24 protein-coding genes and 1 pseudogene are annotated in these 23,705 nt (G+C 70.1%); 10 read left to right on the plus strand and 15 right to left on the minus strand.

Annotated features, from left to right (window positions below; genetic code table 11):
• The first annotated feature begins 50 nt into the window (after positions 1–50).
• Positions 51–1,928: an ABC transporter ATP-binding protein gene (locus ACQP0P_RS39160; RefSeq protein WP_433365606.1), complete on the plus strand. Its 1,878-nt coding sequence runs from the start codon at positions 51–53 to the stop codon at positions 1,926–1,928.
• Positions 1,929–2,153: 225 nt separating this feature from the next.
• Here ACQP0P_RS39160 and ACQP0P_RS39165 read toward each other — a convergent pair whose 3' ends face one another.
• From ACQP0P_RS39165 to ACQP0P_RS39175, 3 genes are all read right to left on the minus strand, one after another.
• The gene (locus ACQP0P_RS39165; protein WP_433365609.1) at positions 2,154–2,573 is read right to left on the minus strand and encodes a GtrA family protein; all 420 of its coding nucleotides are present in this window, start codon (positions 2,571–2,573) and stop codon (positions 2,154–2,156) included.
• 265 nt (positions 2,574–2,838) lie between these two features.
• Positions 2,839–4,305 carry a peptidoglycan D,D-transpeptidase FtsI family protein gene (locus ACQP0P_RS39170; RefSeq protein ID WP_433365612.1) on the minus strand — a complete coding sequence of 489 codons (1,467 nt, stop codon included), beginning with the start codon at positions 4,303–4,305 and terminating at the stop codon, positions 2,839–2,841.
• Between the two features lie 199 nt (positions 4,306–4,504).
• On the minus strand, positions 4,505–4,867 hold the full coding sequence (locus ACQP0P_RS39175) for a MerR family transcriptional regulator (RefSeq protein WP_433365615.1): 363 nt from the start codon (positions 4,865–4,867) through the stop codon (positions 4,505–4,507).
• Between the two features lie 101 nt (positions 4,868–4,968).
• Here ACQP0P_RS39175 and ACQP0P_RS39180 point away from each other — a divergent pair, with 101 nt between their 5' ends.
• Positions 4,969–5,907, plus strand: coding sequence for an aldo/keto reductase (locus tag ACQP0P_RS39180; RefSeq protein ID WP_433365618.1), 939 nt, complete (start codon positions 4,969–4,971; stop codon positions 5,905–5,907).
• Positions 5,908–6,042: 135 nt separating this feature from the next.
• Here ACQP0P_RS39180 and ACQP0P_RS39185 read toward each other — a convergent pair whose 3' ends face one another.
• Entirely contained in the window at positions 6,043–6,699 is a 657-nt protein-coding gene (locus ACQP0P_RS39185; protein WP_433365621.1) for a TetR/AcrR family transcriptional regulator, read from the minus strand.
• A 68-nt stretch (positions 6,700–6,767) separates the two neighbouring features.
• Between ACQP0P_RS39185 and ACQP0P_RS39190 the strand changes: the two genes are divergently transcribed.
• Positions 6,768–8,069 carry a GH1 family beta-glucosidase gene (locus ACQP0P_RS39190; protein WP_433382319.1) on the plus strand — a complete coding sequence of 434 codons (1,302 nt, stop codon included), beginning with the start codon at positions 6,768–6,770 and terminating at the stop codon, positions 8,067–8,069.
• A gap of 89 nt (positions 8,070–8,158) precedes the next feature.
• Here the strand turns inward: ACQP0P_RS39190 and ACQP0P_RS39195 are convergent, their stop codons facing one another.
• Positions 8,159–8,971 carry an aldo/keto reductase gene (locus ACQP0P_RS39195; protein ID WP_433365624.1) on the minus strand — a complete coding sequence of 271 codons (813 nt, stop codon included), beginning with the start codon at positions 8,969–8,971 and terminating at the stop codon, positions 8,159–8,161.
• Positions 8,972–9,464: 493 nt separating this feature from the next.
• Here ACQP0P_RS39195 and erm point away from each other — a divergent pair, with 493 nt between their 5' ends.
• Positions 9,465–10,157: an ErmE/ErmH/ErmO/ErmR family 23S rRNA (adenine(2058)-N(6))-methyltransferase gene (erm, locus tag ACQP0P_RS39200; protein ID WP_433382322.1), complete on the plus strand. Its 693-nt coding sequence runs from the start codon at positions 9,465–9,467 to the stop codon at positions 10,155–10,157.
• 57 nt (positions 10,158–10,214) lie between these two features.
• Here erm and ACQP0P_RS39205 read toward each other — a convergent pair whose 3' ends face one another.
• The 3 genes from ACQP0P_RS39205 to ACQP0P_RS39215 form a co-directional block, all read right to left on the minus strand.
• A complete protein-coding gene (locus tag ACQP0P_RS39205) occupies positions 10,215–10,838 on the minus strand; it encodes a hypothetical protein (protein WP_433365626.1) in 624 nt (207 codons plus the stop codon).
• The gene (locus ACQP0P_RS39210) at positions 10,831–11,835 is read right to left on the minus strand and encodes a hypothetical protein (protein ID WP_433365628.1); all 1,005 of its coding nucleotides are present in this window, start codon (positions 11,833–11,835) and stop codon (positions 10,831–10,833) included. Before ACQP0P_RS39210 ends, ACQP0P_RS39205 begins: the two co-directional genes overlap by 8 nt.
• A gap of 264 nt (positions 11,836–12,099) precedes the next feature.
• Positions 12,100–12,906, minus strand: coding sequence for a helix-turn-helix transcriptional regulator (locus ACQP0P_RS39215; protein ID WP_433365631.1), 807 nt, complete (start codon positions 12,904–12,906; stop codon positions 12,100–12,102).
• Positions 12,907–13,038: 132 nt separating this feature from the next.
• On the opposite strand from ACQP0P_RS39215, the gene ACQP0P_RS39220 reads away from it, so the two are divergent.
• The 5 genes from ACQP0P_RS39220 to ACQP0P_RS39240 are packed head-to-tail and all read left to right on the plus strand — an operon-like array spanning position 13,039 to position 17,620.
• Positions 13,039–14,040: an ABC transporter substrate-binding protein gene (locus ACQP0P_RS39220; RefSeq protein ID WP_433365634.1), complete on the plus strand. Its 1,002-nt coding sequence runs from the start codon at positions 13,039–13,041 to the stop codon at positions 14,038–14,040.
• Entirely contained in the window at positions 14,037–14,852 is an 816-nt protein-coding gene (locus ACQP0P_RS39225; RefSeq protein WP_433365637.1) for a siderophore-interacting protein, read from the plus strand. Before ACQP0P_RS39220 ends, ACQP0P_RS39225 begins: the two co-directional genes overlap by 4 nt.
• Positions 14,842–15,831: a FecCD family ABC transporter permease gene (locus ACQP0P_RS39230; protein WP_433365640.1), complete on the plus strand. Its 990-nt coding sequence runs from the start codon at positions 14,842–14,844 to the stop codon at positions 15,829–15,831. Before ACQP0P_RS39225 ends, ACQP0P_RS39230 begins: the two co-directional genes overlap by 11 nt.
• The gene (locus ACQP0P_RS39235; RefSeq protein ID WP_433365642.1) at positions 15,828–16,859 is read left to right on the plus strand and encodes a FecCD family ABC transporter permease; all 1,032 of its coding nucleotides are present in this window, start codon (positions 15,828–15,830) and stop codon (positions 16,857–16,859) included. The genes ACQP0P_RS39230 and ACQP0P_RS39235 overlap by 4 nt, the downstream gene beginning before the upstream one ends.
• Positions 16,844–17,620: an ABC transporter ATP-binding protein gene (locus tag ACQP0P_RS39240; protein ID WP_433365644.1), complete on the plus strand. Its 777-nt coding sequence runs from the start codon at positions 16,844–16,846 to the stop codon at positions 17,618–17,620. Before ACQP0P_RS39235 ends, ACQP0P_RS39240 begins: the two co-directional genes overlap by 16 nt.
• Before the next feature lie 118 nt (positions 17,621–17,738).
• Here ACQP0P_RS39240 and ACQP0P_RS39245 read toward each other — a convergent pair whose 3' ends face one another.
• From ACQP0P_RS39245 to ACQP0P_RS39260, 4 genes and pseudogenes are all read right to left on the minus strand, one after another.
• Complete coding sequence (locus tag ACQP0P_RS39245; RefSeq protein ID WP_433365647.1) at positions 17,739–18,860, minus strand: hypothetical protein; 1,122 nt, start codon at positions 18,858–18,860, stop codon at positions 17,739–17,741.
• On the minus strand, positions 18,857–19,396 hold the full coding sequence (locus ACQP0P_RS39250) for a sigma-70 family RNA polymerase sigma factor (protein WP_433365650.1): 540 nt from the start codon (positions 19,394–19,396) through the stop codon (positions 18,857–18,859). The genes ACQP0P_RS39245 and ACQP0P_RS39250 overlap by 4 nt, the downstream gene beginning before the upstream one ends.
• A 189-nt stretch (positions 19,397–19,585) precedes the next feature.
• A complete protein-coding gene (locus tag ACQP0P_RS39255) occupies positions 19,586–20,320 on the minus strand; it encodes a hypothetical protein (RefSeq protein WP_433365653.1) in 735 nt (244 codons plus the stop codon).
• A 188-nt stretch (positions 20,321–20,508) separates the two neighbouring features.
• Positions 20,509–20,712: pseudogene (locus ACQP0P_RS39260) on the minus strand (response regulator transcription factor); the annotation flags it as partial.
• 269 nt (positions 20,713–20,981) lie between these two features.
• On the opposite strand from ACQP0P_RS39260, the gene ACQP0P_RS39265 reads away from it, so the two are divergent.
• On the plus strand, positions 20,982–21,344 hold the full coding sequence (locus ACQP0P_RS39265) for a nuclear transport factor 2 family protein (protein WP_433365656.1): 363 nt from the start codon (positions 20,982–20,984) through the stop codon (positions 21,342–21,344).
• 63 nt (positions 21,345–21,407) lie between these two features.
• Here the strand turns inward: ACQP0P_RS39265 and ACQP0P_RS39270 are convergent, their stop codons facing one another.
• From ACQP0P_RS39270 to ACQP0P_RS39280, 3 genes are all read right to left on the minus strand, one after another.
• Positions 21,408–21,944, minus strand: a complete 537-nt coding sequence (locus ACQP0P_RS39270; RefSeq protein ID WP_433365659.1) for a hypothetical protein — start codon at positions 21,942–21,944, stop codon at positions 21,408–21,410.
• A 69-nt stretch (positions 21,945–22,013) separates the two neighbouring features.
• On the minus strand, positions 22,014–22,739 hold the full coding sequence (locus tag ACQP0P_RS39275; protein ID WP_433365662.1) for a LuxR C-terminal-related transcriptional regulator: 726 nt from the start codon (positions 22,737–22,739) through the stop codon (positions 22,014–22,016).
• Positions 22,740–23,230: 491 nt separating this feature from the next.
• Entirely contained in the window at positions 23,231–23,695 is a 465-nt protein-coding gene (locus ACQP0P_RS39280) for an MmcQ/YjbR family DNA-binding protein (RefSeq protein ID WP_433365665.1), read from the minus strand.
• Between the last annotated feature and the right edge of the window lie 10 nt (positions 23,696–23,705).

Below are 23,705 nucleotides of genomic sequence, written 5' to 3' on the forward strand. Positions count from 1 at the left end.
TAACCGGCCATCCGATGGCCATCGCCGGTGCGGCGGCTCACACTGCTCGCATGGCAGACTCTCCCACCGATCCGGCCCCCGAGCTTGGCGAGCTCAGCCTCTCCGACTGGTACGCGCACACCGACAAGATGGCGAAGGTCGGTTTCCTGACCATCGCCCGCAGGCTTCCCGCGCTGGTCTCGCAGGCCGTCAGGCTGGCGTGGCTGGCCAGTCCCCGCGACACCGCCGTCGCGATCACTCTGAACCTGTTCGGCGGGGTGTTCACCGCGTTCGGGCTGCTCGCCACGACCGGGGTGCTGTCGGCGCTGTTCGAGGCGGGCCCGACTCCCGAGCGGGTGCGGGCCGCCCTGCCGAGCCTGATCCTGGTGGGCGTGGCCGCGGCCCTGCGTACCCTCACCCAGGCGGGCGCGAGCTGGGCTCAGTCGCGGTTAGAGCCCCAGGTCGGCCGGATCGCCGAGGAGCGCCTGTACGGGCTGACCAGCCAGGTCGGCCTGGCGGCCTTCGACGACCCCGACTTCCACGACACGCTCCAGCGGGCCAGGGCTCGCGGGGTGTCCATGGCGGACGAGGTGGTGGTCACGGCCATCAACGCGCTGACCGCGATCATCGGCATCGCCGCCGCGGCGGGCGTGCTGGGGGTGCTCCACCCCCTCCTGCTGCCGCTGCTGGTGCTGGCGGTGCTGCCCGACTCCTGGGCGGCGATCCGCTCCGCGCGCATGCGCTACACCACCATGTACGCACTGATCCCCGCCCGCCGCCGAAAATGGATCATCGCGGAGCTGCTCGCGGAGCGCGAACCGGCCGCCGAGGTGCGCTCGTTCACCATGCGCGGCTTCCTGATGCGGATGTACGACGCGGTGGCCACAGCCGAGCAGACGGTCATGCTCGGCCTGGCCCGGCGGCAGGTGCTCGCGAAGGTCGTCGGCGAGGCACTGGGCGGGATCGGCACCGCCGTGGTCTACGTGGCCCTGGGCGTGCTGCTCGCGATGGGCGCGGTCCCGCTGGCGGTGGCGGGCACCGCCGTGCTGGCGATCCGCTCGGGCCAGACCTACCTGGCCAACCTGATGTACGCCACGAACCGTCTCTACGAGGAGGGGCTGTACTTCACCGACTTCCTCGACTTCTGCGCGGAGGCGGAGCGCAGGCTGCCCGCCGGGCGGCCGGCGCGGGCGCCGGAGAGCTTCGAGCGGATCGTCGCCGAGGACGTCGTCTTCACCTATCCGGGTTCCACCGTCCCCGCGCTCCAGGGACTCACGATGCGCATCGACAGGGGCGAGGTGATCGCCCTCGTCGGGGAGAACGGCTCGGGCAAGACCACGCTGGCCAAACTCCTCTCCGGGCTGTACGAACCGGACGGCGGCCGGGTCAGCTGGGACGACACCGATCTGGCCGGGGTCGATCCCGACGCGCTGCGCCACCGCATCGCGGTCATCGCCCAGGATCACACCCGCTGGCCACTGACCGCCCGCTACAACATCAGCATGGGCACCGACAAGGGGGAACCCGCGCTCGTCGCGGCGGCCGAGGTCGCGGGCGCCGACCAGGTGGTCGCCGAGCTGCCGCACGGTTACAGCACGCTGCTCGACCGGCGTTTCAAGGACGGCCAGGAGCTGTCCGGCGGCCAGTGGCAGCGGATCGCGGTGGCCCGCGGCTTTCACCGGGACGCCCCGCTGCTGATCTGCGACGAGCCCACCGCGGCCCTGGACGCCCGTGCCGAGCACGCCCTGTTCGAACGCATCCGGCAGCACGCCGACGGGCGCACCGTCCTGCTGATCACCCACCGGCTGGCCAGCGTCCGCTACGCCGACCGGATCTACGTCCTGGACCACGGCAAGGTCGTCGAACACGGCACCCACGACGAGCTCATGGGCCTCGACGGCCTGTACGCCGAACTCTACGGCCTCCAGGCCAGGGCCTACTCCGCCTGACCACCCAGATGTAGGATCCGCGATTCCGTGAGCAAGTGCGGCTGATCATGAGCACTGTCCGGGCAGATCCGTGTGATCATGAGCTTTGATAACGCTCCGCGATGTCGGACTTACGGGGCTTTTGTTCGCCATCTGTTCGGCGGTCATCCGCGGGGCCGGGCTCGTGGGGCACAGCAGCGGCATGAAGCAGTCCAATCGCCGAAACGGCTTCTGGATTCGCCGCCATCAAGCCGCCTCGTCCGTGGAGTCGGGAGTGGGAGCCAGCCGCACGCTGCCGGACTGGGCCTTCTCGTCGGGGAAGACCCACTTCCGGAACGCCCAGAAGCGGAAGACCATGGCGATCAGTGTGCCGATGATCTGCGCGCTCATGAAGTCGGCGATCTCCTGGGTCACCAGGCTCACATCCGGGGTCTCCAGGCGAAATACGTACCGGGAGATCCATAGCGGCGCGGAGCTGAGCACTAGACCGGCGCCACTGACCAGGAAGAACAGCGCCGCCTCGTGACGGCGCTCGCGGCCGCCCCTGGTCCGGAACGACCATTCGCGGTTCAACACGTAGGACACGATCGTCGCCACGAGCACCGCGATGATCTTCGCGGTCACCGGCTTCGGTTCCAAAATGGTCAGCTTCAGCCCATAGAACACCGTGTTGTCCACTAAGAATGCTGTTCCACCCACCACCGCGAACTTCAGCAGTTCACGGTGCTTCAGCGCGAATGCGTGCAGCGGTTCCGGTAATCGTACGAGTACTGCGTTCGCTATTCGGAGCACCCCCGATCTTCTCACCAGTCGAACACCCTGATGACAAGCTTTACGGACACGGCTTGTCCGGCTGGAACCGTACCTGACGACAAATCGGCGATAACGGTTCCGGCAACAGAGACCGCCACTCGTCCTCCGAACCCACCACCTACTCCGCCTGACCACCCAGAAACGCCGTCATGACGGCTTTGGCAATGGGAGCCGCCACCCGTCCTCCGGATCCGCCGCCCTCGACCAGGACCCCCACCGCGATCCGGGGGGAGACCGCCGGGGCGAAACCGGTGAAGAGTGCGTGGGACCTGCCCTTGGCGGCGTTCTCCGCGGTGCCGGTCTTGCCGGCGACCTTCACCCCCCGGATGGCCGCGGCGGAACCGGTCCCCCCCTTCCCAGTGGCGGCGACCATCATCACGGTGAGCCGTTCGGCCTCCTCCGTGCCGAGCACTCGGCGGTACGCCGACGGCTCGGTCTCGTCGATCATCGTGCCGTCGGCGAGACGTACGTCCTTCACGAGGTGGGGGCGCATCAGCGAGCCGTCGTTGGCCACCGCCGCCGCGATCATCGCGATCATGAGCGGGGTGGCCCGGACGTCGAACTGGCCAAGCGCCGACATCGCGGTCTGCGCGTCGTCCAGCACGGGGGGGTAGACGCTCCTGGCCACCGGCATGGGGATCTCCAGATCGTCCGTGTCGAACCCGAACGCCTCGGCCTGCTCGCGCAGCGCATCCTGGCCGAGGTCGACTCCGATCTTCGCGAAGGGGGTGTTGCACGAGAGCTTGAACGCCTGGAGCAGCGGCGGGTTTCCGTTGCCGCAGGTATCGCCGCCGAAGTTGCGCAGGTAGATGCTGGTGCCGGGGAGGCGCAGGGATGCCGGGGCGCTGACGTGGGTGCCGAGGCCGTACCGCCCGGAGTGCAGCGCCGCCGCGCCGGTGATGACCTTGAAGGTGGATCCCGGCGGGTAGTTCCGCTGGATCGCCCGGTTCAGCAGTGGGTTCGCGGGGTCACCCCGCAGTCGCTTGTCCACCCTGTCCAGCCTGGCCGCGTCAAAGCTCGCGTACAGGTTGGGATCGTACGAGGGCAGCGAGACCATGGCCAGGATCGCGCCGGTGCGGGGGTTGATCGCGACAACGGCGCCGGGCTTTCCGATGGCGCGCAGCCCGTCGTAGGCGGCCCGCTGGGCGCCGCGATCGACGGTGAGCCGGAGCGTGGCGCCGCCGCGGGTGCCCTCGACCAGCCCGCGTACCCTCACCCGGGGGTCGCCTCCCGAGAGCAGGGCCTCCTCCGCCTGCTCGATGCCCGCGCCGCCGTGGAGCGAGAAGTGCCCGGTGATCGCCGCGTAGAGCGGGCCATCGGGATAGAACCGCTGATACCGGTAGGTGGCGCTCCTGGCCTTCCGGCTGGTCGCGATGACCGTGCCGTCGTGGAGCAGGATCTGCCCCCTGGGGCTGTGAAAGCGAGCGATCATCGTCCGCTGGTTGCGCGGGTCCTCGTTGAGCCGCTCGGAGTCCAGCCCCTGAAGATAGGTCACGTTGGCAAGGAGGGCGAACAGCATCCCGCCGCACATCAGGGCGACGTGCCGCAGCGGAATGTTGATCCGGCGTGCGCGCGGTGCGACCATGACCCCTCCCGATACCGGTTTAACAGCCGGACCGAAAAGGGCACCTCGACCAGCGGCAAAGCCGCCGTACGGGTTCTAGCCGACCATAAGCCGCGAGGGCCTACGGCCGCCTCCACTCCGCCGACCGTCCGCGGTCACCGAGTTCGACGGCGGTGGCCGCAGCGACGACCTCGGCTGGAGCGGCCGGGAAACCGGCGCGCTAGCCGACCACCGAGTGGTAATAAGCGATCTTGTTCCGGATCGCCACCTGTCGCTCGCGCAGGTTGTCGACCTGCTCCTGCACCCGCCGGTCGTGGGCTTCGAGCAGCGCGATCCGCTCGCGCACCGTGTGGTCGCCCGCCCTGGTCATCTCGGCGAAGCGGAGCATCTCCGCGATCGGCATCCCGGTGTCGCGCAGGCAGCGGATCATGCCGAGCCAGCCGACGTCCTTCTCGGTGAACCTGCGCTGTCCGGCCGCGTTGCGGTCGATCGACTCAAGCAGCCCGATCCGCTCGTAGTAGCGGAGCGTGTCGAGGCTGAAGCCGGTCTCCTCCACCACCTGTCCCGGTGTGTACACACTCACTCGGGCAGTGTGCCACCTGGAGCCCACTCCAGGTCAAGCTCCAACATCTTCCGACGAAACCTCTTGACCTGGAGCCCACTCCAGCATTCAAGGTCATCCCCATGACACACATCCCCCTCGCTCTGGGCACCATTCCCTTCGGCACCCTCCTCGACGACAGGACCGTCTTCGCGATCCTCGACCGGTTCACCGAGGCAGGCGGCACCCTGCTGGACACCTCGAACAACTACCCGTTCTGGAACGAGGGCGCCACCGGCGACGAGAGCGAGCTGGCCATCGGCCGCTGGCTGGCCGCCCGGGGCAACCGCGACCGGGTGGTGCTGAGCACCAAGTGCGGCGCCCGGCCGACCGTCCCCGGTGACCGGACCCTGGACTCCGCCGAGGGCCTGTCCGCCAAGGCGATCGCCGCCGCCGCCGAGGGCAGCCTGCGGCGGCTGGGCACCGACCACGTCGACGTGTACTGGGCCCATATCGAGGACCGCTCCGTACCCCTGGAGGAGACCCTGGGTGCCTTCGCCGAGCTGGTCGGGGCCGGCAAGGTCCGCGAGATCGGCGCGAGCAACGTGCGGGCCTGGAGTCTGGAGCGCGCCCGCGCCACCTCTCGGGCCACCGGCCGGCCGCTCTACGCCCACGTGCAGCTCCGCCACACCTACCTGCACCCCCGGTACGGGACGCGGCTGCCCGATTCAGGTCACGTCCTGGTCGAGGACGACATGCTCGACTACCTGCGCTCGGAGCCCGGTCTGACCCTGTGGGCGTACAACACGCTGATGGCCGGCTCCTACGCCCGTGCGGACCGGCCGATGCAGGACGCCTACGACCACCCGGGCACCACGCGCGGGCTCGCCGCGCTACGGGAGATCGCGGACGAGCTGGGCGCGACGGTCAACCAGGTGGTGCTGGCCTGGCTGACCGGCGGTGACGTCACGACGGTCCCGCTCGTCGGGGTGAGCTCGGTGGCCCAGTTGGAGGAGGTCCTGGGCGCCCTGGACCTCAAGCTCGACGGCGAGCACCGCGCCCGCCTGGACGCCGCCCGCTGACGGACCATCGGGACCCCGCCCCCGGTCACGGAGGCCCGGGGGTCCGGCCCGCGACCACGCCGTACCCTGACGTGCAGGCCGGGTACGGCACCTCCCCCGGCAGGAACGCCTTCCGGCGCGGGCGGGCGCCCGGGGTCATTCCTGCGGCAGGTGCGCCGACAGGTAGCGCCGGACCAGGTGCTTGCACTCGGCGATCAGCTCGGGGTCCCCGTCCGGCAGGGACCGGAAGGCGAGCTTGAGCACCGCGTCGGCGGCCTCGACCGCGACGAAGAGCACCCGGTCCAGCTCGGGGCCGATCGGGGCGCCGAGCAGCTCGACGGTGATCGTACGGAGCCGGTCGGCCACGATGACGTTGTTCTCCAGCGCGGCGTCGAGCATCCGGTTGGTCCCCTTGACCACGGGCCCGCCGGGCGCGGCGAGCACCTCCCCGAAGTCGACGACGGCGAATCCCGGCGTGGCCCGCTTCATCGCGACGAACTCGTCGATCGCGAGGTCGACCATCTCCGTCCAGTCGGAGAGCCGTACCTCCGCGAGCCTGGCCGTGATCCGGCCGAGGAACGCCTCCAGGTTGCGCAACGCCAGCGCCCGTACCAGCCCCTGTTTGTCGGGGAAGAACTGGTAGAAGGTACCGATCGGCACCTCCGCGCGGCGCGCGACCTCCTTGGTGGTCAGCGCCTCGTAGCCGACCTCGTCCAGCAGCCGCGCGCACTCGTCCAGCATCCGCTCGACCCGTTCCAGGCTGCGGCGCTGGGCGGGGCGGCGGCGAAGCGTTCCCCCGGAGACGTTCGTCATCTCCCCATCATCCCCTACGAGCAGGCCCAGGGGTTAACATGAGCCAGACTCATACATTGGAGGCCGGAATGTTCCTGTGGGGTACGGCGACCGCGTCCTACCAGATCGAGGGCGCCGTCGCCGAGGACGGGCGGGGCGTCTCGATCTGGGATACCTTCACCCGTGAGCCCGGCCGCGTCCGCGGCGGCGACACCGGCGACGTGGCCTGCGACCACTACCACCGCTGGGGTGAGGACGTCGAACTGATGTCCGGCCTCGGCGTGAACTCCTATCGCTTCTCCATCGCCTGGCCGCGCGTCCAGCCGGACGGCAGGGGCGCGATCAACCAGGCCGGCCTGGACTTCTACGACCGGCTGACCGACACGCTCCGCGAGCGGGACATCGTCCCGGCGGCCACGCTGTTCCACTGGGACCTGCCCCAGCCCCTGGAGGACGAGGGCGGCTGGCTGAACCGCGACACCGCCTACCGCTTCGCCGAGTACGCCGCGGCGGTGGCCGACCGGCTCGCCGACCGGATCCCGATGTGGATCACCCTGAACGAGCCCTTCGTCCACATGGTCTTCGGCTACGCGCTGGGCGCCCACGCCCCCGGCAGGACACTGGTCCTGGACGCACTCCCCGCCGCCCACCACCAGTTGCTCGGGCACGGCCTGGCCGTGCGGGAACTGCGGGCGCGCGGCGCGGAGCAGGTCCTGATCACCAACAACTGCACCCCGGTCTGGCCCGCCTCCGCCGACCTCGCCGACCTGGCCGCCGCCGACGCCTACGACACCCTGCACAACCGCCTGTTCAACGACCCGGTGCTGCTCGGTTCCTATCCCGACCTGTCGGCGTACGGGGTGAGCCTGGACTGTGTCCGGGACGGCGACCTGGATCTGATCGGCGCACCCCTCGACGGCATCGGTATCAACTACTACAACCCCACCAGGATCGCCGCGCCCACCGATGAGGGCCTTCCCTTCTCCGACGTGGGCGTCACCGGCTACCCCACCACCGCCTTCGGCTGGCCCGTCGTCCCCGACGGCCTGCGCGAGCTGCTGGTCGGCCTCCGGGCCCGGTACGGCGACGCCCTCCCGCCGGTCTACGTCACCGAGAACGGCTGCTCCCAGCCCGACGAGCCGGGCCCCGACGGGACGGTCGACGACCAGGCCAGGATCGACTTCCTCGACGGCCACATCGGGGCCGTCGAGCGGGCACGGGCGGAGGGGGTGGACGTGCGCGGCTACTACGTCTGGTCCCTGCTGGACAACTTCGAGTGGGCCGAGGGCTACAGCCAGCGCTTCGGACTCGTCCACGTCGACTTCCCCACCGGGAGGCGCACCCCCAAGGCCTCCTACGCGTGGCTGCGCCGGCGGATCTCACAGAGCTGACGTCACGTCTCGCACGCCCGGCGCCGCGTGCTCGGACGCCCGCCCGTGCCCTGGCGGTGCGGCTCACCGCCACGGCACGGACATCGCACTCAGCGGTTGAAGGTGTCCGGGTCGGGGCCGATGCGGGTGCCGGCGTCCAGCTTGGCGATCTCGGCGATGTCCTCGTCCGCGAGGGCGAAGTCGAAGACGTCGAGGTTCTCCCTGATCCGCGACGGCGTCACCGACTTGGGGATGACGACGTTGTCCAGGTCGAGGTGCCAGCGCAGGACCACCTGGGCCGGGGTCTTGCCGTACTTCTCGGCGATGTCGACGATCACCGGGTCGACGAGCACCGCCCCCTGAGCCAGCGGGCTCCACGCCTCGGTGACGATGCCGTGCCTGGCGTGGAACGCGCGCAGCTCGACCTGCTGCAGGGCCGGGTGGAGCTCGACCTGGTTGACCGCCGGGACGATGTCGCACTCCTCGATGAGGCGGAGCAGGTGGGCGGACTGAAAGTTGGACACCCCGATGGCGCGGACCCGGTCCTCGGTGTACAGCTTCTCCAGCGCCCTCCAGGTCTCGACGTACAGGTCCCTGGCCGGGGTGGGCCAGTGGATGAGGTAGAGGTCGAGCTGCTCCAGGCCCAGCCGCTCCATGCTCGCGTCGAAGGCGGCGAGGGCGGCGTCGTAGCCGTGGTCGCCGTTCCACAGCTTGGTGGTGACGAAGACCTCGTCACGCGGCAGACCGGAGGCGGCCAGCGCCTCGCCCACACCCCGCTCGTTGTCGTACAGCTTCGCGGTGTCGATGCTCCGGTATCCCGCCTCCAGCGCAGCGCTCACCGCCTGGGCGGTCTCCGCCGGCGGCACCTGGTACACGCCGAAGCCGAGCCGGGGCATGGAGACCCCGTTGTTCAAAGTGATCATCAGTGGTTCTCTCCTTGAGCGGTCGCGAACAACCTGGTGGCCGTCACGAACACAGATCCCCGCATTATCGGCAAACGCCGGTTATCTGAGCACGCCGCCACGGCGAACACCAGAACAGATCCCCTCGGACGGAGCGGAAAATCCGTTGCGAGCCGGCGAGCGAGGCCCGTAGCATCCGGAGCCATGTGCATGTACTTCGCCAACCTTCTGGTCGGCTACGTGATCCGTCCTCGCGGCAGCCGGGCTCTGGCCCGCTAGGGACGCGTCAACCTCTGCTCCGTTCCGCACGCGTCCCCGATGCGCGCCCAGGGCTTTCCGAGACCTTTTTCACCTCGGACCCGAAAGGGCGACGGCTGTGGCGCACTCCTTCGCGCACGGAAACCATTCGCACACCCAGAGAAAGGTAAGGAACGGTGGCGGCCGCGATGACCGCGACCGGGCCAGACGCACCCTCTCGCAGAACTTCCTCGTCGATCCGCACGCCGTCCGGCGGATGGCCGCCGCGGCCGGATCGCACGGGCTGCTCCTGGAGCCGGGCGCGGGCGAGGGTGCTCTCACCCTCGCCCTCGCCGAGAGCTGCGCGAGGGTCGTGGCGTACGAGATCGACCCGCGACATGCGGGCAGGCTCGCCGCCCGCACCCGCGGCGACGACAGAATCGAGGTGATCAGGGGTGATTTCCTGACCGCACGGGCCCCGCGCGAACCGTTCGCGGTCGCCGGGAACATCCCGTACTCGATCACCTCCAGGATCGTCGACTGGTGCCTGCGCGCCCCCGCGCTCACCTCGGCGACCCTGCTCACCCAGCTGGAGTACGCGCGCAAGCGGTCCGGCGACTTCGGCCGCTGGAGCAGGCTGACCGTGCTGACCTGGCCGGGTCACTCCTGGGAGCTGGCCGGCCGCGTCGGCCGGATGAGCTTCCGGCCGGTGCCCGCCGTCGACTCGGGGATCCTGCGGATCGAGCCGCGCGGTGTCCGGCTGCTGCCCGCGGAGCGGGACGCGGCCTGGCGCGAGTTCGTCGAGTACGGCTTCACCGGTCTTGGCGGTTCGCTGCACGCCTCGCTGCGGATGCGGTACGCGGCCCACCGGGTCGACGCCGCGTTCGCGGAGGCGCGAGTGGACCGCGACACGGTGGTGGCGTTCGTCCACCCCGACCGGTGGCTGACCCTCTTCGAGTCGCTCCACTGACACCCGCACACCGCCCGGGTCCGGCCCGCCCCATCCGCCGGTCCCGGGCACACCCCGTCACAGAGCCTGGGCAAGGGGCCGCAACAGGGCCAGGACCCTGTCCGCCGGGTACGACTCGCGACGGCTCGTCGACAGCTCACCGTCCAGCGGGCCCAGCACCAGGTTGTGCACTCCGGGACGATGCTCTCCCAGCACAACGGTGGCGGTGCGGCCACGATGTCCGCTGCGGTGGTACTGCCCGGCCGCCAGGCGATAGACCCGTCCCTCCGGAACCTCTTCCAGCCGTTCGCGGACGGAGGTGACGAAGCGCTCGGTGAACCGGGCCTCGTCCACACCGTCCGAACTGTCCACCTGGTACAGGCGATGACCCCGGCGTGCGGCGTCGTCACGAATCTCGAATATCTCGTTGAACACCGTGCCGGACAGCACATAGCTGTACAGGTCCCAGCTGTGCGCGTGGACGACGGGATACACCTCCTCTCCCTCGCCTTCCCACAGGTGCAGGCAGAGTCCGGTCAGTCCGTCCCGACGCAGCGGCAGGCACACGAACTCCAGAGGGTGCCGGACCGCCTTGACGGCACGGCGTCCCGAACACAGTTCGGCGATGGTGTCCCGCACCCACCGCCGCAGGCTCACCGTGTCGCCGTCACGCAGAGCTCGTACCGGGTCGACCTCACACATACGGATTGTCGGCGTCGATGGCGTGCCTGACGACCTCTGCGACGTCCGAATCGGAGTAGGCATCTGGAAGCTGCATCTCCAGCTGGGTGAACAGTTCTCGTGCTTCCTCCACCGTAGGCGTATCGCTCAGCATCGGGGCGCGACGCAACGGCACGGCCCGCGCCTGGTTGAAACTCTCGTCCAGTTCGTTGCGCCAGTAGTCGTAGTAGAAGCGACCTTCTTTGATCAGCATGGCGGGAAAGCGAGGGCCCCGCTCGGTGATGACCACGCACGCCTGCGTCATGTCCCAGCGGAAGATGGTCATGGTGGACGAGAGTCCCACAGCGATCTTGAGGCGCGGGTATCTCTGCTGCCACCAGCACGCCGCGAAGATCGTGGCGTACAACTCCACCTGCGTCTGCTTGGCCGTCCAGGATCTCTCGTCCTCGTTGGGGTCGTCGACCATGCGCCGGAAATAGTTCGCGTATCGCGCGCACAGCTCATAATTCATCGGATCGAGGATCTCCAGCCGGATACTCAACTCCCGGCGGTTCTGCCGCGCCCGCCGTACACATTCGGGAATCACCACCGCCCGTACGAAGGTCGCCGTGCCCCCCTTGAAAATCCATTCCTTGGCTTCGCTCCTGGCCTCGGCCAGGACGCGGGAGATCTCGCTTCCGGTCAGGACCCTGACCTTGGCCGCCTCGTCCAGAGCGATCCTGGCATCGGAGATCACGTCATCGACGGCGTTGATCCGCTCAAGTTGATCGGGCAACCGCTCCAAGGCGGCCCGGGCGGCCAGCAGGGCCTCGCGGGTATCCGGCTCGGACTCCCTTCCCCAACGCTCACGCAGCAACGCGAGCGAGAGCGCCGCGAGCGTGACCAGGATGGCGCTGTTGACATGCGCGACCGATGCCACACCGGTGAGCCCGAGCACACCCGCCACGACCGCGATCACCAGCGCGATCAGCGCTTCGGCATTGGCGCCGAACCAGGCCAGGAGAACTTTTCCGCGCACGCCACCGCCCTCACCTGACCAGCCGGCTGATTCACCCAAGTTAACGGGGAAACGGAACGGATGGATCTACTTCTCCGACAGGAGATTTGATTTCTTCCGGGAAAACGACGTTCTACCTGCCCGGGAGAGCGAGAGACCCGTCGGGATCGAATTTATCCATCGGCAATATGCCAATTTGGTGCGTAGTCAAATGAGGATCGGCCGCCGGGCGCCCAGAGGTGCCGGCCGTCACGGATCCCGCGCACCTCGTCGAGATCCGGACCGTCAGGCCGAGTCGGCCTCGCGCAAGGCGTAGCGGCCGGGCGTGCACCCGTACTCCCTGGCGAAGGCCGTGATGAAGGCCGAGGGGGTCGCGTACCCGACGCGGTGGGCCACCTCGGCCACCGGCAGGCTCTCCAGCAGCACCCGCGAGGCACGCAGGCGCAGCTTGGTGCGCCACTGCGAGTAGGGCATGCCGAACTCGCGCACGAAGTCGCGTTGCAGCGTCTTGACGCTGACGTGCAACCGCTCGGCCCACTCCTCAAGGCGGACCGGGTCGCCCGGATCGTGTGACAGCGCGCGGGCGACGGTCATCGCGAATCCGGCACCGGTGGCATGGTGGCCGACGAAGTCACTGGTCGACACGCCGAGTCCGGCCATGACGCGCTCGCGGGCGGCGAGTGCCGCCTGCTCGTCGTACCCCGGGCAGGCGATCGCCTGGACGAGCCGGGCCGCCTCGTCGTCGATGGACACCGCGCCGGCGCGCAGCCCGCCGAGTGCCTCGGGCACCTGGCGCAGGCAGATCCGGTACACGGTCTGCCGGTCCGCCGCCCGCACCTCGTGGCTCACCGCGCGGTGGGCCCAGAACGCCTCCCCCGCCCCCACGAACTGCGCGTCGGCCCCGTACCAGGTCGAGAGCACGCCGTCGGGCGACCAGTAGAGCTGATGCAGGAAGTCCTGCCGGCTCTGGCCGAATTCGAGCACGGCCGCCGAGCGGTACTTGAGCACCAGGATGCCGGTGAGCGTGCCCAGCCCGTAGCCGTACTCCTCGCACCAGAGCGGATCGGTCCCGAAGTGGCCGACATCCGTCACAGAGTGACTTCTCATCGACATTGGATGGCCCCCTCTCGACATTGGAAAAGCTTCGGTAAGGCTAACCTAAGTAACGCCTGACCATGAGGCCGGGCCTTTTCCCGCTCTGCAACACCCTGAAGGAACACAGCCATGTCCTCCCGACAGCCCCGGCGCCTTGCCGGCGCCCTGGCCCTCACCCTCGCCCTGGTCGCCGGCTGCGGTTCCACCGATTCCGGCGAGGAGTCCGCCGCCGCGGCGCCCGAGACCCGCGTCCTCAGCGCCGACAACGGTGAGATCACCATCCCCGCCGACCCCAAACGCGTCGTCGCGACCGGGTACGCGGTGCCGGCGCTCATCGAGGCCGACGCCCCCCTGGTCGGCGTCTCCGGCTGGAGACGCGGTCTGGCGATGATGACCGAGGAGGACCTGGCGACCTACAACGACCTTGAGAAGGTCGCCGGAGAGACGGCCGCCGAGACCAACTACGAGGCCGTCGCCAAGGCCAAGCCGGACCTGATCGTCATCGGCGTCCCGAAGCCGGCCCTCGCCGATCTCGACATGAGGCGGCTGGAGTCCATCGCCCCGGTCGTCGTCCTCGGCCCGACCGTCCCCTCCGCCTGGCGCGAGCTGTCGCGACGCCAGTCCGACGCCGCGGGCCGCCTCGGCGACTTCGAGACCGCCAAGGCCGCGTACCAGAAGAAGGCCGCCGAGCTCACCGAGAAGTACCGGAGCGCGCTCGACGGCGTGCGGTTCGGCCACATCGGCGCCTACGGCGACATCGCCAAGGGAACGTTCCACCGCGAGTTCGCCGGGTCGTGGGGCACCAACATCGCCTCCGACATCGGCATGACCTACTACGGCGAGGTCAAGGAGAAGGGCGGCGGCGCGCTCGACGTCACCGAGTACCCCTCGATCGAGGAACTGCCGGAGAGCCTCGCCGAGGCCGACGCCGTCACGTACACGCTGGAGAGCGACGGCTCGGTGAGCGAGCCGGTGCGCTACGTCCTCGACTCCAAGCTGTGGAAGAACCTGCCCGCGGTCAAGGCCGGCAAGGTCTTCCCGCTGCGCTACACCGAGGCGGCGACGTACGGCTCGGCGCTCAAGACCCTGGACTCCATCGACGAGGCGCTCGCGCCGCTGCTCGGCCGATGAGCGTCGACCGCCTCGACCCGAGAGGTCGCGTCGCCGCCCACCACCGGGCCGGGACCGGCACCGCGCGGATCGGCTACCCGATCGGGGTCCGCACCGTCTCGGTGCTCGCGCGTGAGTACCTGACCCCGCGCCTGCTCCGGCTGACCGTCGGCGGCCCCGGGCTCGAAGGATTCCACACCTACCAGGCGGACGACCACATCAAGATCGTCTTCCCCGACCCGGACGGCACCCGCCGCGCCCCGGTCGCCAACGACGACCTGGAGCTCGACTGGCCGAGGCCGATGCCCACGACGCGCAAGTACACGGTGCGGCGGTACGACGCCGAGGCCGGCGAGCTCGACCTGGACTTCGTGCTCCACGAGGGCGGGGTCGCGTCGGCGTGGGCGGTCGCCGCCGAGGTGGGCGACGAGCTCACGATCGCCGGTCCGCCGGGGGCCAAGGCGTTCCCGCACAACTACGGCCACTACGTCTTCGCGGTCGACGCCACCGCGCTGCCCGTGGTCGCGCGCTGGCTGGAGGAGTCCCCGGCCGACGTCTCGGCCCAGGTCGTGATCGAGACCGACGACGCCGCCGAGCACGCCTACCCGCTCGCGGCGCGCGAAGGGGTGCGGGTCGTCCGGCTGGTCCGCGAGGGCACCCGCTCCTCGCTCGCGGAGACGGTGCGCTCCCTGACGCTGCCCGAGGAGCGGACCTTCCTGTTCGCGGCCGGGGAGGCGGGCGACATCAAGCCGCTGCGCCCGTGGAGTGCGGCACGGCTCGACTCGCTGTTCACCGGATACTGGAAGCGCGGAGTTGCCGGGCTTGAGGACTGATCCACCGGCGCGGGCCGCGATCCTCCTCGCGGCCCTCGCGCTGCTCGCCGTGGTGGCGGTGGCCGGCGTGAGTGTCGGAACGCGCGCGATCGCACCAGCCGAGATCTGGCGTACCTTCGCCGACTACGCCGGCAGTGACGATCATCTGATCATCCGCGATGTCCGGGTGCCGCGCACGATCCTCGGCATCCTCGTCGGTGCCGCCCTCGGCGCCTCGGGCGCGCTGATCCAGACGCTGACCCGCAACCCGCTGGCCGAACCCGGCATCCTCGGGGTGACCGCCGGTGCCGGTTTCGCCATCAACCTGGGCGGCGCGCTCGGCCTCGCGGGGTCGCAGTCCGCGCAGCTGATGCTCGCGTTCGCCGGCTCCGTGCTCGCGGTGCTGCTGGTCTACTCCGTCGGCCGGACCTCCCCGCTCCGGCTCGTGCTGGCCGGCGTCGCCCTCAGCTCGGTGCTCGCGGGCCTCTCGCTCGGCATGCGCCTGATGCTTCCCGACGTCTTCGACCGGTTCCGCTTCTGGTCCGTCGGGGCGCTGGCCGGCCGCGAGCAGATGTCGCACACCGTCCCGCTGCTGGCGATCGGCATCGCCCTGGTCTGTGCCATGGCGATGGCCAGGCCGCTGAACGCCATGGTCCTGGGCGACCAGGTCGCCCACACGCTCGGCGGTCACACCGCACGGACCAGGCTCGGCGTCCTGGTACTCGTCACCCTGCTCGCCGGCGCCGCCACGGCCGTGGCCGGACCGATCACCTTCGTGGGGCTCATGATTCCGCACCTGGCCCGCCGGCCGGCCGCCGGCTCGATTCCGTGGCTGATGGCCTACACGATGGTGCTCGGCCCGATCCTGCTGCTGGTCTCCGACATCGGATCGCGCGTGCTGCTGCCGACGGGCGAGGTCCCGGTGGCCGTCGTCACCGCCTTCCTCGGCGGCCCGGTGCTCATCTGGGTCGTCCGGCGCTACGGGGCGGCGTCGCTGTGAACGCCGTCGTGCTGCGCGCCGACTCCCGCTCGGTCAGGATCGAACGCCGGACGATCCTGATGTCGCTCGTGCTCGCCGGCATCGCGCCGGCCCTGGCCTTCCTCGGCCTCAGCCACGGCCCCTCCTGGGCCGCGCCCTCGGAGGTGTTCGCGGCGCTCGCCGGTCATGGGGACTCGGCCCTGGTGATCCGGGAGTGGCGGCTGCCCCGGGTGGCCGCCGCGCTCGTCTTCGGCGCCGCCCTGGGGCTGGCCGGGGCGATCTTCCAGAACCTCACCCGCAACCCGCTCGGCAGCCCGGACGTCATCGGCCTGGACGCGGGCGCCTACACCGGCGCACTGGCCGCGCTCACGGTGCTGAGCGGGACCTCCGCGCAGCTCGCCGTGAGTTCGGTGGCGGGCGGCCTGCTGACCGCGGCGGCCATCTACCTGCTGTCGCTGGACTCCGGGCTCAGCGGCCTGCGGCTGGTCGTCATCGGGATCGCGATGAACGCCATCCTGACCGCGGTCAACTCCTGGATCGTGCTCCGTGCCGAGCTCGATGTCGCGATCGCCGCGACCGGGTGGAGCGCGGGTTCGCTGAACGGCGTCGACTGGGACGAGGTACGCCTGCCGTTCCTGGTCATCGGCGTGCTCGCGCTGCTGCTCGGCACGCTGTCGCAGGCGATGCACCAGGCCGCGCTCGGCGACGAGCTCGCCGTCACCTCGGGCGTGGGCCTGGGCCGCCTCCGGCTGCTGATCGTGCTGGTCGGCGTCGGCTGCACCGCCACCGTGACGGCGGTCGCCGGGCCGATCGTGTTCATCGCGCTCGCCGCCCCCCAGATCGGCCGCCGCCTCGCCGGCGCGGCCGGGGTGCCCCTGGTGCCCGCGGCGCTGACCGGCGCGGTGCTGCTACTGGCCGCCGATCTCATCGCGCAACTGCTGCTGGCGCCGGTCGCGCTGCCGGTCGGTGTCGTGACGACCGCGATCGGCGGGTGCTATCTCATCTGGCTGCTCTTCAAGGAAGTGAGGCGACCGTGGCAGCGCGCCTGACCGCCCAGGACATCACCCTCGGCTACCGCGAGCGGGTGGTGTCGGCGCATGTGAACCTCGACGTGCCCGACGGCGCGTTCACCGCCATCGTCGGCGCCAACGCCTGCGGGAAGTCGACGCTGCTGCGTTCCTTCGTCCGGCTGCTCAAGCCCTCGGCCGGTACGGTCGGCTTCGACGGCCGCGACGTGCACGGCTACCGGCCCAAGGCCATCGCCAGACAGATCGGGTTCCTGCCCCAGGGCCTGGTCGCCCCGGAGAACATCGTGGTGCGGCGGCTCGTCGCCCGGGGACGTTATCCACACCAGTCGATGCTGTCCACCTGGTCGGCCGAGGACGAGCGGGCCGTGCGGGAGGCCATGGCCGCGGCCGGCGTCGCGGAACTGGCCGAGCGGGGCGTCGAGGAGCTGTCCGGAGGCCAGCGCCAGCGCGTCTGGGTCGCGATGGTGCTGGCCCAGGAGACGCCCTACCTGCTGCTCGACGAGCCCACCACGTTCCTCGACATCACCCACCAGTACCAGCTGCTCAAGCTGTTCGCGCGGCTGCGCGACGAGGGACGCACGGTCATCGCGGTACTGCACGACATCAACCAGGCCTGCCGGTTCGCCGACCACCTGGTGGCGATGAAGGCCGGCCGCGTCGTCGCTGAGGGAGCCCCCGCCGACATCGTCGACGCCGCCCTCATCGAGGAGGTCTTCGACCTGCCGAGCATCGTCGTCCCCGACCCGGTGACCGGCACCCCGATGGTGGTGCCGACCGCCTGACATCCAGCGGGCAGTGGGTGTGACCCGGTGAGAGGTGCGGGTTGTCACCGTGGCCGGGGTCTGGTCAGGGGCGGCCCGATTGGAAGCGTACGACGTGGGCCGCGCGTCCCCCATGCGCTTACCAGGTGGTTTCCAGGCGTACGTCCTGCCCTTGCGGCAGTTCGGGCGTCTTGATCCGGGTCACCCGCCGGCCGTCCAGCCGGGCGGGAGCCCCACCCCGGACGATGCCGAGCAGCACCCGCCCCGACGCGTCGAACGCCACCGGTGTGAACCACTCCTGGGGAACCCACGCGCGCACCCGCCTACCGGTGGTCGCTGAGAATTCGACCAGGGAGGGAACCTGCACGTTCTTCCCTCCTTCCCGGGTGACGAAGCTCGATCCGCCCGGCCTGGCGGCGAAGAAGGTCGTGTCGCCGTCGACCGGCCTGGCGGACAGCAGGTCGCGGCCCGAAGCGGAGGTGTCGAGCAGCATCGCCTCCTGGCCGAACGGCCGATCGTCGTCCTGCCAGGAGAACACCAGCGTGCGGTCGCCTCCCACCCAGACCATCCGGTAGATAAGGCCGAATTTGGCCGTACGCCGGCGGTGCACCTCACCGGTCACGACATCCGCCACTCGCACCTCGGTCATCCGGGCGGCCCGCGGCCTGCTGACGCTGTACGCCAGCTTTCGCCCGTCCGGTGAGGCGGCCAGCACATCGAGCGTCTCGGTTCGCAGATCGGCGGGGAGCGGCAGCGCGACCCGCTCGCCGATCTCACCGTCCGGTGTCAGGGTGATCCGGTGGAACCGCAGCGGGGCGCCCTTCCGCTCTCTTCCGGCCATGAAGAAGGTGCGGCCGTCACCGAGCCCGGCGACCCGGCTGTCGGCAAGCGCGGGCAACCACGCCGTACGTTCGCCGGTCCTGCTGTCGTAGACGCCCAGCGGGCCTCGGATGGAGTCGATGCGCGTTACGTTCTTGGTCTTGACCGTGGAGGAGGTCACCACGGCCGCGACATAGAACGGCGGCGCGGGGGCGATCGCGGGCGCGAGCACCGGCGGTCGTCCGCTCTCCCCGCCCCGTACGGTCACCCCGATTCCGGCCATTACGGCAACGGTCACCACCGCGACCGCGAGCGGCAACGTCCACCTCCCCCACAGGAGGCGGCGCGGTCCGGGGAGAGGCGGGGGTGGACCATCGTCCCGCACGGTCCGCGCCCTGGCGGCCATCGCGTCGCGCAGCCGGTCCTCGATGATCCCGCTCATGCGTTGCCTCCCAGCTCGCGGTGGAGTCTCGCCAGTGCCCTGGCGGTCGTGGACCGGACGGTGCTCGCCCTGACGCGCATGGTCCGGGCCGTCTCCGACTCGGACAGGTCCAGGTAGTAGCGCAGCACCAGAGCCTCTCGTTGCCGCTTCGGCAGCCTGTCCAGCGCGTCCAGCACCTCCCGGCGCGACTCCCCGAGCAGCACGGCCGTCTCCGCCGAGTTGAGCGCCTCCCTGCCCCTCTCCGCCCGGCGCGACTCCACTGCTCGCCGTCTGAGCACCGACCGGGAGCCGTTGAGCACACACGTTCTGACGTAGGCGAGCGTGAGGGTCTCGGGCCGGCGGCCGTGCAACCGGGCGAACACGTCCTGAACGATGTCCTCGGCTGTCTCCCGATCGCCGACGAGGAGCACCGCGAGCCGTATCAGGTCGAGCCTGTGGCTGCGGTAGAGGGCCGTCAGTAGAGCCTCGGCCGAGACGGCGGGCAGACCCCGCGCCCGGGACGCCCACTGCGCCAGCCGCGATATCTCAGCGTTCATACTCTAGGAACGCTCGCTCTCCCCGATCCGCTGCTTCCCGGGGCCGCTCAGTTCGTCGTTCGTCGCCCCCGCGATCCCGCGCCCCAGAGATACCTGCCCCGAGGTCTTCGGCGACTTCCTGATCAGTCAGCTCCTCGGCCGTGAACGCCTGTCCGAGATGCGGCAGTGCCGTGCCCCAGCAGGTCGTCGTCAGTTCCAGGGGTCCCAGAAGCCGTGGTCGACGATGTCCGGCGACGGTACGAGCTCGACCGGGCCGTCGCCGTACCTGGCGGGCAGGACGGCCCGCAGCAGGGCCAGCAGTTCCCGGTGGGTGTGGTCCGCCGTGGTGGCCCGCCACAGGACGTGCCCGCCGCTCAGCCGTACGACCGGCCGCTCCCCCTCCAGGGTCAGCTCCAGCCGGAGCACGCCGTCCCCCGGGTGGTCCGGCAGCGCCGAGGCGAAGGAGACGCGTACCGCGTCGAGCCCGCCCCTGCGGACCGCGGCCTCGGCCCGTTTCCGGTCGGCCGGCTCGGCGACCGCGGCCAGGACCCGTTCCAACGGCGGTACCCGCGCCGGAGCCAGCGGGATCAGCCCCGCGCATTCGAGCGATCGTTCGTGCCGCGCCTCGGCGTAACGGTGGTCGTAGCTGGAGTGGTGGACGTACAGCGCGTCCCCCTCGACCCGGTACGCCGTCACGTGCAACTCGTCCTCCAGCGAGAACACCCGGGTGTCGTACACCCGGTCCACCGCACCCGAGGGGTCCAGCGCGTAGTAGGTGCGGACACCCGCACCGCCCGCGTCGGCGGGTTCATCGCCGAAGATCTCATCGAGGCCGGGAGGACCCGCGTGCCACGGTTCCAGCGGCCCGGCGACCAGTGTCCGCCCGTCGCGCGTCCGCCAGCCCAGGGCGAGCCCCGTCCGCCCACCGGCGGAACGATCGACCATGACGATACCTCCAGGTGATCGGCTCACAGGGTAACCGTCCCGTCAGGGACGCCGCCACGCCGCGGCACACGGAAGTCGCCCCGGTGCCGGGAGCCGGTCACGGCGGAGAGCGCGGTGAGAGCAGGTGGAGGGACTCGGGGCCGCTCACCGGAGCGGGCGTTCCCGGCAGAGGTCGATGACCTGCCCGCTCAGGCGTAGGGAACGACGAGTCCCGACTCGTAGGCGTGGACGATGGCCTGGGCGCGGTCGCGCAGGCCGAGTTTGGCCGGCAGCCGGGCGACGTACGTCTTGACGGTGTGCTCGGTGACGACCAGCTCTCCGGCGATCTCGGCGTTGGACCGGCCCTTCGCGATCAGCCGCAGCACCTCGAGCTCGCGAGGGGTGAGGTCAGCGGGAGGGCTCAAGCGGTACTACGGCCACCACAGTCACCAGGATCTTCGTGGACCGCAGGACACCCCGAGGGGCGAAAGCGGGGCTTTCCTCGGTCCGAGTGATTCCGAATGGCCACCGCGCCGGGCCCGACCGCGATGCCGCGTCACAGGTTCGGAGATCTTCGGCGAGCCTCGCGGCGATGAGATACCCACCTTGGCGATAGTTGCGCGTCGCCCTTCGCTCCGTATCGTCCCCATCAGTGATCCCGACTGTACGAGGAAGGATCGGCATGACCGACGATGTGGTGCGACACGTTTTCCAGACAGTCGACTCGTTCGACCCCGGCGAGTTCGTGCGATTGCTGGCCGAGGACGCCACGCTGGTATTCGGCAATGCCGAGCCGATGACGGGACGTGCGGCCATCGCCGCCGGGTTGCGGGCGTTCTTCTCCACCATCGGCGGCCTGCGGCACCGGATCGTCAGGAACTGGCAGGTGGGCGCCGACATCATCGCCGAGACCGAGGTGACCTACCGGCGGCTCGACGGCAAGGATGCCGGCGTCGTGGCCGTGTCGATCTGGCGCACCCGCGACGACGGCCTGATCACGGACTACCGCATCTTCGTCGACCTCGCCCCCGTTTACCTGGTCTAGTGTCCACACGCGCTTCACCCCGACCGGCTCCTCCTCGATCAACCAGGTGAGCATCCGGCCTGGCTAGGCCGTCCGAGCCGTCATGGCGCGCCGGCCGAAGAAGGCGGTGCCGATCAGGAGCGCCACCCCGGACAGCACACCGCTGACGAACGGTACCCAGGCGACGGCGGCCGTCGACGCCAGAACGAGACCGGCGGCGCCGAGCAGGGTGAGGACCACACCGGGTACGGCGATGCTCCAGTCCTTCCAGACAGGCGCCAACGCGATGAAGTGCACACCGACCACGAACGCCACCCAGGCCACGTTGGTCTGTTCAGGACGTTCCCAGGCGGCGAGCACCCGGAGTCCGCCGAAGAGCAGGATCGCCTCGGCGGCGACGACGATCAGGTAGCCACGGCCGAACATGTTCCGCCGCGGGCCCGCGGCGGACTGTTCCTTACGGGCTGTGGCGAACCACATGGCGATGACACTCGCGGCCCCCAGGCAGGCGGCCACCCGCAGAAAATTCACGGTCACGGCGTTCAGCGGGCTCTGCGCGTTGACGACGACGAAGACCGCGCCAAAGATCGCGCCAACCAGTAATCCAGTCATTCGTTGCATGACGTCATTGAAACCCGTGCCGGATTCCGGCTGCGTTGGGGCTGGGGCGAGAACCAGGTAGGCCTGGCACTACTGTGCCGCGCCGCGCAGATAGGCGAGCACCGCCAGCACCCGCCGGTTGTCGTCCTGAGTCGCGGGTAGCTCAAGCTTGCCGAACACGCCGGCCACGTGCTTACCGACGGCCGCCTCCGTGATCGACAGCGCGCGGGCGATGGCGCTGTTGGAGCGCCCTTCGGCGATCAGAGCGAGCACCTCGCGCTCGCGCGGGGTCAGCCGTCGCGTCGGCTCGGTGACCTCCCTGGCCCTGGCCCAGGTCTGCTCGAACAGGTCGATGAGGATGGCGATCAGACTCTGCTGCCTGATCATCAGGGCGCCCGGCGAGTAGGCGACGGGGGTGATCCGGACGAACGCCACTGCTCGGTCGAAGACGAGCAGTTGCTGGATCGGCTCGTCGATGACACGGTGCAGGTCACCTGCGGCGTGCAGCTCCCTGAGCCGGGCCGCCTTGCGCGGATCGTCCAACACGCTCGCGTGGACGATCGTGCGCATCGCCATGTCGCGCCGCAGGGCGTCGAGCACGCTGCGCCTGCTCTTCTGCTCCTGACGGCCCTTCTCCGGCGAGCCCACCGGGTGCATGGCGCGCAGCTCGCCCGCCGACCGGGTGGCCTGCGCGATCTGCTGCCGGACGAGCTCGCTGTCCTCCAGCCGCTCGACGTCGACGGGGATGCCGCGCAGCTCACCGACCACCTCTTCCAGCCGATGGGCAAGTTGAGCCAACGACACGCTCTCGTCCACACGCCTCCTTATCCCCCACGCCCAACGCGGGCACTACCGGCAGATTCTGACCGGTGCGATTCGCACCGTGCTAGCGGGGGTCGCGAGACGCTTGTCAGTCGCCCGAGAGATGCTCCCCGAGGCGGTCGAAGAAGTCCAACCGGTCAGCCCGCCTTGGCCCGCTCGGTGGGACCTCGCGACCTGGCTCGATCCCAAGGCCGTCCAGAAATCCGATCGGGTCGCCGCGTTGAAGGGCCACAGGGAGGAGGTGGACACGGTGGCGCGGTCCTTCGACCGACGCCCCTCACGGTCGCCCTCGCCGCCCTGTCCGCAGGCGGACACCTGCGCGTGGGCATGGAGGACACGGTCAACTTCGCCAGGGGCCGATGCGTCGCGGATCTCAGCGTTCACAGGTTCCGACAGGTCGATGCGCGCCCTCGCCCCCTGCGAAGCAACGGTCACACTCGCGTCGTTCCGTGGCCGCCGGTTCGCCGCCTTCGGGTAGGCCCTGCTCACTCCAGGCGGGTGACCAGGCGCTTGGGCGCGACGGTCCGGTAGGCGTCCGCGACGATCTCGGCGATCTCGGTCCAGTCCCGGGGAACGTCGAGACGGACGCCGAGCCAGCCGCGGTGGCCTACGTACGGCGGACGGAAGAAGCGCTCGGGGGCCTCGGCTACCAGGGCCTCCTGGACACCGGGCGGGGCGGCGCACCAGAAGGCGAGCCGGTCGTCGTGGTGGTGGTCGGCGTACATCACGAACGTCTTCCTGTCGCGGACGAACCAGGTCGGCTCGCCGTGGCTGAGTCGTTCGGTGGTCTCGGGGAACGCGAGGCAGAGCCGGCGCAGCGACTCCAGCGGATCATCGGCCATGACCAGACGGTACTTCGCCGCTGAGAGAGTCGTGACCGCGTTCCCCTGCGCGAGCGGATCGACGGCGTCGGCGGCGAACAGCCCCATCCTCCCGCCGTGATCACGCACAGACTCCCAC

It is taken from the genome of Streptosporangium sp. CA-115845 (assembly GCF_050943795.1).
Lineage (GTDB): Bacteria > Actinomycetota > Actinomycetes > Streptosporangiales > Streptosporangiaceae > Streptosporangium.